The organism is Actinomycetospora soli (assembly GCF_021026295.1).
Taxonomy (GTDB): Bacteria; Actinomycetota; Actinomycetes; order Mycobacteriales; family Pseudonocardiaceae; genus Actinomycetospora; species Actinomycetospora soli.
In genome coordinates this window covers 291,542-304,254 of record NZ_JAJNDA010000007.1, presented here as the reverse complement: position 1 = coordinate 304,254, position 12,713 = coordinate 291,542, and the positions used below count along the sequence as shown (strand labels likewise).

Genomic DNA, 12,713 nt, shown 5'->3' with positions numbered 1-12,713 from the left:
TCCCGTCCGACGAGGCCGCGATGAAGCTGCTCTACCTCGGGCTTCGCAACATATCGAGCAACCGCGGCGGAGAGTCGGGCACAGGCACCCACGGCTGGAAAATAGCGCTCAACACACTGGTCGTCCATTTCCCCGGACGCCTCAAGCTCTGATACATTCCGACAATCAGCGTCCCGTTGCTTACACGGGAATCGTGACACGCTCTGACCTCGCGGTCCTCGAGCAGGTCGTCGCCGACCTCACCCCACCCCCGCCTCCCCGCGGCCCCGACGACGACGGCCCCGACGGCGGCCCCTCCGATGGCGGCCCCTCCGATGGCGGCCCCGACGACGGCGACCCCGACGACGGCGACCCCGACGACGGCGACCCCGACGACGGCGACCCCGACGACGACGGCCCGGCCGCTGACGGTGACCCAACCGATGAGGGCGGCACTTCCCACGACGCCGGGCCCGCCGAGAACGACCCGACCGACGACGACCCGCCGAGCTGCGGCCGCGAGGACAGCGCGGATCACCGCGGCGCGGACAACAACTCCGGCGACGACCTGAGCGACGGCGAGCCGGATGACGGCGGCGACGGCTCGGTCGGCAGCACTCCAGACCGCGGTGAGGAACCGGCCGAGGACCCGGAGGTTCCCGGTGCGCCTGGCGCGCGGTCGGGATGGCAGCCCGGTGACCCCGAACCCGACCCACCGCCCCTGGACGAGCCGGACCCCCGGGTCCGCGGCGTCGACCCACCGGGCCTGGCGTCACGCATGACCGACCGCGGGTTGGTGTTCAGCCCCGCCACCACCCGCACCACCCTGGCGTGCGCGCTCGGACTCGACCGCGCCCACGGCCAGGTGCGCGTCGGCACCGTCACCGGCTGGGACGCCCACCGCGCCGTCTGGGCCCGCACCTGCGCCCAGTTCCGGGTGCTGCTCTACAACGAGGACGGGGAGCTGGAGCACGTCCTGCTCGTCACGCCTCCACGCACGCCGGGCGCGGACCCGCGTTATCGGCGGCAGGTCGTCGAACTCACCGCGAACACCTCAGAGGTCGACGGCCTCCCCGACGACCTCGTGGGTATCTGGGCCGAACTCGCCCGCCGCACCCGACGCGCACTCGCCGCCGCCCGGGAACGGCCACCCGAGGAGCACCCCGCCCACAGCACCCGCGAGGCGAACCACCGGTTCCCCGGCGCCGAGCTGACCCGCTGGATCCACGCCCGCGACCGCACCTGCCGGTTCCCCATGTGCACCGTGCCCGCCGTGGCGTGCGCGATCGACCACACCCACGACCACGCCCTGGGCGGACCGACCCAGGCCGACAACCTCGGCGCCCTCTCGATCGGCGACCACCTACGCAAACACGAACCCGCCTCGGGCTGGACCGTCCGCCAGACCCGCCCCGGCACCTTCCTGTGGACCGCGCCCACCGGCACCCACCACGTCGTCGAACCCGACCCCTACCGACCACTCCGGCCGGTACCGCGAGAGCGGTTCGACCACGGCATCACCGACACCCGCGGCGAACCCCGACCCCAGCGACCGTGGCGTCCCCGCACGAACAAGCACGGCCACACCACCGACGCCCAACGACAGACCCTGCACGACATCGACCGACGCCGACGCGAAAGGCAGAAACAGCCTCGCGACCCCTTCGACGACGACCCGCCCTTCTGACGTGGGTCGCCACGGACGGCTGCGCTACTGTCTGAGTCTCGACACGCAACTCAGGAGGCTCGGTGAGTACCGACACCCCACCCGTCGTCCGGGAACGCGCCTACACGTGGGAGGACCCCCGCGCGCTCGCCGGGAACATGGCCGGGCGCACCGGACTCGAGTTCCTGCAGGCACTGGTCTCGGGCGAGCTCCCGCCGCCGCCGATCATGGCGACGATCGGAGCCGGGGTGGAGTCGGTCGAGGCCGGGCGGGTGGTGTTCACGCTGACCCCGGCCGAGTACCACTACAACCCCATCGGGTCGGTCCACGGCGGCGTCTTCGCCACCCTGCTCGACTCGGCCTGCGGCTGCGCCGTCCAGTCCACCCTGCCCGCCGACGTGGGCTACACCAGCCTCGACCTCAGCGTGCGCTTCCTCCGCCCGATGTCCTCGGACACGGGACCGGTGCGCTGCGAGGGCGTCGTGGTGTCGTCCGGACGACGGGTCGCACTCGCCCGGGCGTCGATCACCGACACCACCGGCCGACTGCTCGGCGAGGCGACGTCCAGCTGCTTGATCCTCGCCTGACCCGACGCGTCGGCGTCGTCACTCGTTCGGGCTATCGGCAGTGGACCTAGGTCCATTCTCGACCGCAAGCGGTGATCCATACCGTCGTGCGCGCGACAGCAGGGTGGTCGGGGGACCGGGTCCTGCTGCGGGTTCTCACGAGGGGTCATCGCCGTGGCAGGTCGGCATCGCAAGGGTTCTCGACGTCGGGTGGCGGCCGGAGCGTTGGTCGGCGTACCGGCCGCCCTCGCGCTGGTCCTGGGGGTGACGCCGTCGCAGGCGTCGCCCGCCGGTGTCGTGGGCGGCACGACCGGGGGCGCCGCCGGGGGGCCGGCGCACGCGGTCGCGGTCGATCCCGTGTCCTCGACGGTGTTCCAGGCCGACCCGGTGGCGTCGGCGGTGCGGGTGTTCGTGCCGGACGGCCGTGGCGGGCTGCGCCAGGTGCAGACGGTCGGCGTCGGGGCGACCCCCGTGGCGGTGGTGTGGGACGCGACCTCGAAGCGGGTGCTGACCGCGGACAAGGGGTCGGGGACGGTCTCGGCCGTCGTACCGACCGGGTCCGGCGGCTGGACGTCGGGTGGGTCGGTGCCGGTCGGGTTCGCGCCGTCCGTGGTGGCGGTGGACCGGTCGGGCGCGGTGCACGCGGCGGCCCGGGAGACGGGTACGGGCCCGGTGGCGACCGTCGCTCGCACGTCCGCCGCCACGGCGCCGGCATCCGCCGGCACGGCACCGACGTCCACCGCCACGGCGCCGGCGTCCGCCAACAAAGCGCCGGGGTCCGCCGGGCAGGCCCCGACCTCACCGGCCGCGACCGGTGCGCCGGGGGGCTGGCTGCCGAAGTCGTGGTCGGGCTACACCGTCACCCGCGGCGCCGGGTTCGTGAAGTACTCCTCGAGGACCGGCAACACCGAGTTCTGCTTCGGGACCTGCACCGACGTCGCGGTCGGGAAGCCCGGGGTGAACGGCGGCCAGGGCGGCACCGCGTACTGCATCGGGACCTGCACGAACGTCGCCACGGGCGCGAACGGCGGCAACGGCCAGAACGGCGGCCGGGGCGGCACCGCGTACTGCCTCGGCGTGTGCACCAACGTCGCGACCGGTGGCCGCGGCGGCGACGCCGTCGGCACCGGCACCGTCACCGCGGGCAACGGCGGCGCAGGCGGCACCGCCGTCTGCTACGGCCGCTGCCGGGACGTCGCCACCGGCGGCCGGGGCGGTGACGCCGACGCGACCGGGTTGGACGGCCTCGACGGCACCGCCGCCGACCCGGACGGCGGTGCCGGACAGGACGCCACCGCGATCGCCGGGACCGGCGGCGCGGGCGGACGCGGCGTGGTGAACGGCCGCGGCGTCACCGGCCCGGGCGGCACCCAGGGCACGGCTGTCGCGGTGGCCGGCTCCGGCGGGACCGGGTACGACGACCGCACCGGCACCGTCGACCCGACGACCGGCGCCCTCGTCGCCACCGGCGGAGCCGGTGGTCGCGGCGGGAACGCCGTGGCGGTCGGCAACAGCGGCTCGGCCGCCACCGCCGGACGGGCCGGCGCGGGCGGATCGGCGTCCGCCACCGGCACGGACGGCGCCGACGGCACCGCGGGCGACCCGGCCGGGGGCGACGGGCAGGACGCGGTCGCCACCGGCGGACGGGGCGGCACGGGCGGCACCGCGACGGTCAACGGCGTGACCTCCGGCCCCGGCGCCGCCGGCTCGACCGGCACGGCCACGGCGACCGGGGGACGCGGCGGGAACGCGTGGGGCACGACCGCGGCCGGCACCCTCGACCCGAGCACGAACACCGTCGTCGCGACCGGCGCCGACGGCGGACGCGGCGGGACCGCCACCGCCACCGGCAGCGCCGCGTCCACGGCGACCGGGGGCGCGGGCGGCTCCGGCCAGGCGGCCACCGCCACCGGCGCGGACGGCGCGGCGGGCACCGCGCAGGCCCCGACGGGCGGGAACGGTCAGAACGCCACCGCCACCGCCGGCCGCGGTGGTGAGGGCGGCGCTGCCACCGTCAACGGCGTGTCCGCCGGGTCGGGGACCGACGGCGCCGCCGGCACCGCCACGGCAACCGGCGGCCGCGGTGGCGCCGGCTACTCCTCCCCCACCGGCACCTACGACGCCGCCACGAACACGGTCGTCGCCACCGGCGGCGCGGGGGGCGCGGGGGGCGATGCGTCGGCGACCGGCGACGCCGCCTCGACCGCGACCGCCGGGACCGGGGGCGACGGCGGGTCGGCCACCGCCACCGGCGCCGCCGGTCCGGCCGGGGGTACCGGAGCCGACGGGGCCGACGGCGTCCCCTCGGGCTCGTCGGTGCGCGCCGGGAACGGCGGGGCCGGCGGCGCCGGCGCAGGCGGTCAGAACGCTGCCGCCGTCGGCGGCGACGGCGGGGCGGGCGGCTCCGCGACGACCGTCGACGCCGCCACCGGCGCCACCACCGGCAGCACCGCGGCGAGCGGTGCGGGCGGCGCGGCCACCGCCCGTGCCGGCGACGGCGGGGCCGGCGGGACGGGCGGGAACGGCGGCGACGCCGGGACACCGGGCACGGGCATCGGCACGAGCGCCGCGCTCGGGGGCTTCGGCGGGAGCGGCGGCGCGGGCGGCGCCGGCGGCACGGCGGAGGCGACCGCGGGCACCGGCTCGACCCGGGGCGCGGCCACGGCGACCGGAGGCCGGGGAGGCGCCGGGGGCGTCGGAGGACAGGGCGGCGACAGCGGCGACGTCGATGCGTCCACGCTGAGCGGCGGCAGCTTCGCCGGCGGCGGCGGGGTCGGCGGTCGCGGCGGGGACGGCGGGACCGCGTCCGCCGAGGGCGGGACCGGCAGCGCCGCGTCCGGCGGCTCCGGTGCCCGGGGCGGCGACGGTGGGGACGGCGGCGACGCGGGCGACTCGACCGCCCCCGCCCGGGCGCAGAGCTCCGGCGGAGCCGGCGGGACCGGCGGTCGCGGCGGCGCGGGCGGCGCCGGGACCACCACGACCGACGACGACACCGCCACCGCGACCGCCCCGTCCGGTGACGGCGGGGACGGCGGGGACGGGGGCGACGCGGGCCGTGCGACGTCCGGCATCTCCGGGGAGGCCACCTCGCGCGGCGGCGACGGCGGGTCCGGCGGCCGCGCGGGCGGCGACGACGCCGCGAGCGGGACGCGGGGGCAGAACGGGACCTCCGACGCGGGTGGCGCGGAGGACTGACCCCGACGACGGGTCAGGCCGGGCGGCGTCGCGCGCCGGGTCCGGGGACCACCCGGACCCGGTCGGTCGGGGCCAGCACGTGCCCGTCCGCGCAGACCTCCTGCAGCGTGACGGGCGCGCCGCACTCGTGGACCGGGATCGCGGGCGGCCCGGCCTCCCCCGCCGAATGGCGGTCGCCGTACGCCATGAGCGCCAGCAGGACCGGGCGCAGGTCGTAGCCCGCCGCGGTGGGCCGGTACTCCCGCCGCGCGCGGCGCCCGGGCTCGCGGTACTCCCGGGTCTCGACGAGGCCCGCCTCGACGAGCGTCGTGAGCCGGCGGGTGAGGACGTTGCGGGCGATGCCGAGGTGGTCGACGAGCTCGTCGAAGCGCCGCACGCCGTTCACGACGTCGCGCAGCACCAGCACCGTCCACGGCTCGCCGAGCACGCTCACCGTCCGCGCGATCGAGCAGGTCGCGGAGTCGAGCTCGCGCCAGTCCATGCCCTCCGCGCCCGCCATGTCACGAGGATAGCTGGGTGGCGGGCCGGGACTCAGGCCGTGTACTCGCGCACCCGCTGGAGGAACAGGTCGTGCAGGCGGGCGTCGCCGGTCTGCTCCGGGTGGAACGCGGTCGCCATGATTGGACCCTGGCGGACCGCGACGACCTTGCCCGACGCCGGGCCGCCCGCGCTGCCCGGGATGCGCGCCAGCACCTCGACGCCGCGACCGGTGGACTCCACCCACGGCGCCCGGATGAACACCGCGCGGACCGGTCCCCCGCGGATGCCGGTGACGGCCAGGTCGGACTCGAACGACTGCACCTGCCGCCCGAACGCGTTGCGCCGCACCACGACGTCGAGCGCACCGAGCTGGTGCTGGTCGGGCCGGGCGTCGATGGCCTCGCGGGCCAGCAGGATCATCCCGGCGCACGACCCGAAGGCGGGCATCCCGGCGGCCAGCCGGGCGCGCAGGGGCTCGAGCAGGTCGAACGCGACGAGCAGCTTCGACAGCGTCGTCGACTCACCGCCCGGGAGCACGAGGCCCGCGACCTCGTCCAGTTCCGCCCGGCGCCGCACCGGGCGCGGGTCGGCGCCGCACGCCCGCAGCGCATCGAGGTGCTCGGCGACGTTGCCCTGCAGCGCGAGGACGCCGACGGGCGGTGGCGCCCCGCCCCCGGTCGTCACGGTCATCGGTCTCCTACATGTTGGCCCGGCCCGGGAACCGGGCGCGGTACTCGTCGAGGTGCTGTGTCGCGCACATGCGCTGTTCCTGCTGTCCGTTCGCCTGGGCCATGCACTCGTCGAGGGTGAGGCCCTCGCCGAACGTGCCGTTCCCGAGCAGGGCGGGCACGACGACCGCCAGCCCCCAGATCAGCCCGACGAGCCCGAGGGCGAGCCCGCCCAGGGCCGCCCCGCCGGACCGCTCCGGGTCGTGGAACGCCCGACGCGCCCCGATGAATCCCACGACGACGGCCGCCAGTCCGGCGACCACGGCGACCCAGCCCAGCACCCACGCGGTCCCGACGGCGATGACGCCGAGCACCAGCGCCGGTGTGCCCCAGCCGCCGAGCCCGCGGCCCTCCCGGTCGCGCGAGACGTCGGCGGGCCGGGAGGTCGTCATGCGCAGGATGGTCCCACGCGGCCCGATCCCGCCCGGACGGCCCTGCTCGGCCCTACTCGGCCGCGTTCGGGAACCGCTGGTTGAACTCGGTGATGTGCTGCGACTTGCACATGTGCATCTCGTGGGCGCCGTAGGCCTGCTGGAGGCACTGGTCGAGGGTCAGGCCGTCGCCGAAGGCGCCGGTGCCGAAGAGGGTCTGCGAGACCACGACCCCGCCCCAGACGAGACCGACGAGCCCGAGGACGAGCCCGCCCAGCGAGTAGGCGCCGTCGGTGGCGAGGCCCCGCCACGCCCGACGCGCCCCGAGGAAGCCCGCGCCGACGGCGAACAGCCCGAGGACCACCCCGGCCCACCCGCTCCACGCGGTCCCGGCGGCGAGCAGGCCCAGCACCAGGGCGGGCATGCCCATCCCGGCGCGCCGCTCGGGCTGCTCCGCCGGCTCCGGCTCGGGCTCCCGCGCCGCGGCACGGGGCTGCGACCGGGGAGCAGCAGGAGGGGCGGGAGGGGGCCCGGGCGGGGCGGGAGGCGCGGGAGGCGCGGGAGGCGCGGGAGGCGCGGGAGGCGCGGGAGGCGCGGGAGGCGCGGGCGGCACCGGCCGGGCCGGGCCGCCGACCACCGGCAGCACGTCCGTGGGCGCGTCGACCGGCTGCATCGGCACGACGCGCCGCCGGGCGCCCTGGTTCGTCTCCGCGGTCATCGCCCGCGATCCTCCCATCCCCGTGTGTGGCCCCCGTGCGGGCTCCTACCAGCCGCGGGTGGCGAGCCGCTCGGAGTCGGGCAGGTCGCTGGTGGTGCGCCCGACCATGGCCTCCCCGAGTCCGGCCGAGACCTTGGCGATCACGTCGGGGTCGTCGTGGAATGTGGTGGCCTTGACGATCGCCTCGGCGCGCCGGGCCGGGTCACCCGACTTGAAGATGCCGGAGCCGACGAACACGCCCTCGGCACCGAGCTGCATCATCATCGCCGCGTCGGCCGGGGTGGCGATGCCGCCCGCGGTGAACAGCACGACGGGCAGGCGACCGGACTCGGCGATCTCCTGCACGAGCGGGAGCGGTGCCTGCAGCTCCTTGGCGGCGGTGTAGAGCTCCTGGGCGTCCATCCGCGAGAGCCGGCGGATGTCCGCGCGGATCGCCCGCATGTGGCGGGTGGCCTCGACGACGTTGCCGGTGCCGGCCTCGCCCTTCGAGCGGATCATGGCCGCGCCCTCGCCGATGCGGCGCAGGGCCTCGCCGAGGTTGGTGGCACCGCAGACGAAGGGCACGGTGAACGCCCACTTGTCGATGTGGTGCGCCTCGTCGGCCGGGGTGAGCACCTCGGACTCGTCGACGTAGTCGACCCCGAGCGACTGCAGCACCCGGGCCTCGACGAAGTGCCCGATCCGCGCCTTGGCCATCACGGGGATGGAGACGGCCTCGACGATCCCGGTGATCATCTCGGGGTCGGACATCCGGGCGACGCCGCCGTCGGCGCGGATGTCGGCGGGCACCCGCTCGAGCGCCATGACGGCGACGGCGCCGGCGTCCTCGGCGATCTTCGCCTGCTCCGGGGTGACGACGTCCATGATGACGCCGCCCTTGAGCATGTCGGCCAGGCCGCGCTTCACCCCGTCGGAGCCGGTCTGGGGCGTGGTGGTCTGGGTCGGGCGGGTCACGAGCGGGCCTCCAACGACGACGGTGGGTTCCTGCCCGATGCTAAACGCGACCCCCGACATCGTCAGGGCGTCATCGGTCACGCCCTACTGGATGGGGACCGGCGCATCGGCCGGGTCGACCGAGCCCGGGTCCCCGAGCAGGTCGGCGAGCTGGCGCGGGTAGACGACGTCCACGGTCGCGGCCAGCTCGGTGCGCGTCCACCACCGGTGCCGCCGCACGGTGCGGCGCTCGAGCTCGGTGAACCCGGAGACGTCGATCTCGGGGGTCGGGTCGACGCGGAGCAGGAAGAACAGTTCGCGGGCGGCGTAGGCGACGCCGTCGTGGCTGAAGAGCACGTCCCGGACCCAGACCGGGCCCGCGAGCTCGTCGGTCCCGCCCACCGCCACGCCGGTCTCCTCGTGCAGCTCGCGCGCCGCGGCCCGGGCGGGCTCCTCCCCCGGCTCGATGCCGCCGCCCGGGGTGAACCAGAACGTCTCGGTGGGCCGGGCCGGGTCGACGCCCTCGAAGAGCAGCACCCGCTCGTCGGGGTCGAGCACGACGACGCGGGCCGCGTCCCGGGCGACCGCGGGCCCCTCGGCCTCGTCGGGGCCCGGGGTGTCTGCGACCGGCTCGGCGATCTCGAAGTACTCCGGGTAGGGCGCGGTCCCGGCCAGCCGCAGGGCGCGCACCATCCGCCGTCCGCGCAGCGCCCGGGTGTCGCGCACCGCGTCGTTGTGGATCCGGCGGGCCACGACCACCCGCGCGTCGGCGTCGGCGAGCTCGGCCGACAGGTCCGGGGGCAGGGTCGCGGTCTCCAGGGGGCCGCGGCGCCCGACGAGGTCGTTCTCGGCCGCCTCGCGGCCCGCGCCGTCCCCGGCGGCCTCCGCCGCGCGGGCGGCCGCCCGCAGCGCCCGCCGGTCGGTCGGCGAGAGCGCCGAGGGCGGGGCCGTGGCGGCGACCGCGCGGACCACGGCGGCCCGGCGGTCGAGCGCGGCGACGAGGCCCAGCCGCGCGGCGTCGACGCGGACGTGCAGCCGGTCGAGCCGGCGCGCCCGCCCGATCGCGACGAGGGCCGTGACCAGCAGCAGCACGATCACGACGGCGATGACGACGACGAGGACCCATCCGCCCGGCCCGAACAGGTTCACCCCGGGGAGGTTACCGGCGCACCGGGCCCGGCCCGGCGTCCAGGGCGGGCTCCGCGGCGGCCCCCACGCGGCGCGGGTCGGCGGCGACGGCGACCTCGTAGACGCGCAGCACCGCGGCCGCGACGGCGCTCCAGTCGAAGGCCCGGACCCGCGCCCGCCCGGCCGCCGCCAGTGCCCGTCGTCGGGACGGGTCGGCGAGCAGGTCGGCGAGCGCGGCCGACCAGGCGGCCGCGTCCTCCGGCGGGAGCAGGAGGCCGGCGGGCTCGTCGGTGGCGGGGTCGGTGAGGACCCGGCGGAACGCCTCGATGTCGCTCGCGGCCACCGGGGTGCCCGCGGCGAGCCCCTCCGCCACGACGATGCCGAAGCTCTCGCCACCGGTGTTCGGGGTGGCGAGCACGTCCATGGCGCCGAGGGCGCGGCCCTTCGTGCGGTCGTCGACCGCGCCGAGCACGTCGACCCGGTCGGTGAGGGCGGCGGGGAGCCGGCGGCGCAGGTCGTCGACGTCGCCGCGCCCGACGACGAGCAGCCGCGCGTCCAGCGGGCCGAGCGCCTCGAGCAGGGTCGGCAGCCCCTTGCGCGGCTCGTCGAAGCGCCCGACGAACCCGACGGTGGCGGGGCCGTGCGGGCGGACGAGCGGCTCGGCGGCGGCGGCCGCGAGCGCCGGGACGTCGACCCCGTTCGGGATCTCCACCGCGTCCCCGCCGAGGTGCTCGACGTAGACCTGGCGCGCCAGCGGCGACACCGCGATCCGCGCCGTCACCCGTTCCAGCAGCGGTCGCAGCACGGGCTGGAAGGCGAGCATCGTGCGCGAGCGCGGCGTGGAGGTGTGGAAGGTCGCGACGACGGGCCCCTCGGCCACCGCGAGCGCGAGCATCGAGAGGCTCGGGGCGGTGGGTTCGTGCAGGTGCAGCACGTCGAAGGCGCCCGCCGCGAGCCACCGCCGCACCCGGTGCATCGACACCGGTCCGAAGGTCAGCCGGGCCACCGACCCGTTGTAGGGGATCGCCACGGCCCGGCCGGCCCGCGTCACGAACTCAGGGACCGGGGTCGACTCGCTCGCGGGTGCGAGCACGTCGACGTGGTGGCCGAGCCCGCGCAGGGCCCGGGCGAGGTCCAGCACGTGCGCCTGCACGCCACCCGCCACGTCCAGCGAGTAGGGACACACGATGCCGACGCGCATTGCCCACAGTCTGCCGGGAGCCGGGAGTACCGTGCACCGATGGCCCAGGTGGACGACGTCGACCGGCAGCTGCTGCGGCTGCTCGGGGCCGACCCGCGCGCCTCGGCCCGCAGCCTCTCGCGCGCGATCGGCATGTCCCCCGGCGCGGTCGGCGAGCGCCTGGAGCGCCTGCAGGAGCGGGGCGTGATCCGGGGCTGGACCCTCGACGTCGACCCGGCGGCGCTCGGCTACGGCCTCGAGGTGATGGTCGCGATCGAGCTGCGGCAGGGCAAGCCGGTCGAGACGACGATCGACCTGCTCTCGGGCATCTCCGAGGTCCGGTCGATCCAGCTCGTCACCGGGCGCTGGGACCTCGTGCTCACCCTGCTCGTCCGCGACCAGAACCACCTGCGCGACGTGCTGCTCGCCGACGTCTGGTCGGTGGCGGACTTCCAGCACAGCGAGACGATGATCATCCTCGACACCCGTCGTCGGACCGGATCAGTCGAGGAGTAGCTCCCCGGCGGGATCGGCCAGGACCGCCCCGACCCGCGCGAGGACCCTCGAGCCCAGCTCGCCGTCGACGAGCCGGTGGTCGAACGACAGCGACAGCGTGGTCACCTCGCGCAGCGCGACCTCGCCGCGGTACTCCCACGGCCGCCGCCGGATCGCGCCCACGCACAGGATCGCGGACTCGCCGGGGTTGAGGATCGGCGTGGCGGCGTCCACCCCGAACACCCCGACGTTGGTGATCGTGACCGTGCCGCCGCGCATCCGCTCGGGCGTGGTCCGACCGGCGCGGGCGGTCGTCGTCAGCTCCTCCAGCGCCCGGGCCAGCCCGGGCAGCGTCAGCGACCCGGCGTCGGGAACGTTCGGCACGATGAGCCCGCGGTCGGTCGCGGCCGCGATCCCGAGATTCACCGTCCGGAGCCGGACGATCTCCTGGTTCGCCTCGTCCCAGCGGGCGTGGACCTCCGGGTGGTGCCGGATCGCCGACAGCAGCGCCCGCGCGACCAGCAGCAACGGCGTCACCCGCACCCACGCGAACGCCGGGTGCCCCCGCAGCAGCGCGACGCGTTCGACGGTCGCGGTGACGTCCACGGTGAGGAACTCGGTGACGTGCGGGGCGGTGAACGCGCTCGTCGTGACGGCGGCCGCGGTCGCCTTCCGCACGCCGGCGATCCGCTCGCGCGTCTCCCCGGGGTCCGACGGCGTCGTCGCCTGCTCGAGGTGGCGGCGGACGTCCTCGCGCGAGATGCGCTCGCCGTCGTGGGACACCTCGGCGAGGTCGACCCCGGCGTCCTTCGCCATCTTGCGCACCGGCGGCGTCGCACGCGGCCCGGTCCCGTTCGGTCCGTTCGTCCCGACGGCGGGTCGGGCCGGCTCGGGCGCGGCGGGTCGCCGCCGCCGACGCCGGGTCGCGGCGGCGCTGGTGCCGTAGCCGACGAGGACGCTCCCGGAGCCCTGCTCGGGCTCCGACCGCTCGGGCTCCGGTTCCGGCGCGAGCTCTGTTTCCGGCTCGGCCCCGGTGGCGACGGTGATGAGCGGGGCGCCCACGGCGACCGTGTCGCCCTCGGCGGCGAGGAGCTCGCGCACCGTCCCGCCGAACGGGCACGGGAGCTCGACGGCGGCCTTGGCCGTCTCGACCTCGACGATCGTCTGGTTCACCGTCACGGTGTCGCCGACGGCGACGTGCCAGGTCAGGACGTCGGCCTCGGTCAGCCCCTCCCCGACGTCGGGGAGGCGGAAGGTCTCGCTGGTCACGACGG

General features: G+C 76.7%; 12 protein-coding genes and 1 pseudogene. 5 read left to right on the top strand and 8 right to left on the bottom strand.

The features are described from left to right. From LN037_RS34130 to LN037_RS14370, 4 genes and pseudogenes are all read left to right on the top strand, one after another. Nucleotides 1-152: pseudogene (locus LN037_RS34130) on the top strand (IS256 family transposase); the annotation flags it as partial. Nucleotides 153-193: 41 nt separating this feature from the next. Then, nucleotides 194-1,666: an HNH endonuclease signature motif containing protein gene (locus LN037_RS14380; protein ID WP_230753655.1), complete on the top strand. Its 1,473-nt coding sequence runs from the start codon at nucleotides 194-196 to the stop codon at nucleotides 1,664-1,666. Nucleotides 1,667-1,728: 62 nt separating this feature from the next. Next, on the top strand, nucleotides 1,729-2,232 hold the full coding sequence (locus LN037_RS14375) for a PaaI family thioesterase (protein ID WP_230753653.1): 504 nt from the start codon (nucleotides 1,729-1,731) through the stop codon (nucleotides 2,230-2,232). Between the two features lie 189 nt (nucleotides 2,233-2,421). Continuing rightward, the gene (locus LN037_RS14370; protein ID WP_230753651.1) at nucleotides 2,422-5,406 is read left to right on the top strand and encodes a hypothetical protein; all 2,985 of its coding nucleotides are present in this window, start codon (nucleotides 2,422-2,424) and stop codon (nucleotides 5,404-5,406) included. Nucleotides 5,407-5,419: 13 nt separating this feature from the next. Here the strand turns inward: LN037_RS14370 and LN037_RS14365 are convergent, their stop codons facing one another. The 7 genes from LN037_RS14365 to LN037_RS14335 form a co-directional block, all read right to left on the bottom strand. Continuing rightward, nucleotides 5,420-5,905: a winged helix-turn-helix transcriptional regulator gene (locus LN037_RS14365; protein WP_230753649.1), complete on the bottom strand. Its 486-nt coding sequence runs from the start codon at nucleotides 5,903-5,905 to the stop codon at nucleotides 5,420-5,422. A gap of 32 nt (nucleotides 5,906-5,937) precedes the next feature. Continuing rightward, on the bottom strand, nucleotides 5,938-6,576 hold the full coding sequence (pdxT, locus tag LN037_RS14360) for a pyridoxal 5'-phosphate synthase glutaminase subunit PdxT (RefSeq protein WP_230753648.1): 639 nt from the start codon (nucleotides 6,574-6,576) through the stop codon (nucleotides 5,938-5,940). 7 nt (nucleotides 6,577-6,583) lie between these two features. After that, a complete protein-coding gene (locus LN037_RS14355; protein WP_230753646.1) occupies nucleotides 6,584-7,006 on the bottom strand; it encodes a hypothetical protein in 423 nt (140 codons plus the stop codon). A 52-nt stretch (nucleotides 7,007-7,058) separates the two neighbouring features. After that, nucleotides 7,059-7,703: a hypothetical protein gene (locus LN037_RS14350; protein WP_230753643.1), complete on the bottom strand. Its 645-nt coding sequence runs from the start codon at nucleotides 7,701-7,703 to the stop codon at nucleotides 7,059-7,061. Between the two features lie 45 nt (nucleotides 7,704-7,748). After that, on the bottom strand, nucleotides 7,749-8,657 hold the full coding sequence (gene pdxS / locus LN037_RS14345) for a pyridoxal 5'-phosphate synthase lyase subunit PdxS (RefSeq protein WP_308286150.1): 909 nt from the start codon (nucleotides 8,655-8,657) through the stop codon (nucleotides 7,749-7,751). Nucleotides 8,658-8,741: 84 nt separating this feature from the next. Beyond that, a complete protein-coding gene (locus LN037_RS14340) occupies nucleotides 8,742-9,785 on the bottom strand; it encodes an NUDIX hydrolase (RefSeq protein ID WP_230753640.1) in 1,044 nt (347 codons plus the stop codon). A gap of 10 nt (nucleotides 9,786-9,795) precedes the next feature. Continuing rightward, the gene (locus LN037_RS14335) at nucleotides 9,796-10,965 is read right to left on the bottom strand and encodes a glycosyltransferase family 4 protein (protein ID WP_230753636.1); all 1,170 of its coding nucleotides are present in this window, start codon (nucleotides 10,963-10,965) and stop codon (nucleotides 9,796-9,798) included. Nucleotides 10,966-11,004: 39 nt separating this feature from the next. On the opposite strand from LN037_RS14335, the gene LN037_RS14330 reads away from it, so the two are divergent. Continuing rightward, nucleotides 11,005-11,460 carry an Lrp/AsnC family transcriptional regulator gene (locus LN037_RS14330; RefSeq protein WP_230753633.1) on the top strand — a complete coding sequence of 152 codons (456 nt, stop codon included), beginning with the start codon at nucleotides 11,005-11,007 and terminating at the stop codon, nucleotides 11,458-11,460. Here LN037_RS14330 and LN037_RS14325 read toward each other — a convergent pair. Next, complete coding sequence (locus LN037_RS14325; protein WP_230753631.1) at nucleotides 11,446-12,708, bottom strand: dihydrolipoamide acetyltransferase family protein; 1,263 nt, start codon at nucleotides 12,706-12,708, stop codon at nucleotides 11,446-11,448. The genes LN037_RS14330 and LN037_RS14325 overlap by 15 nt on opposite strands. Between the last annotated feature and the right edge of the window lie 5 nt (nucleotides 12,709-12,713).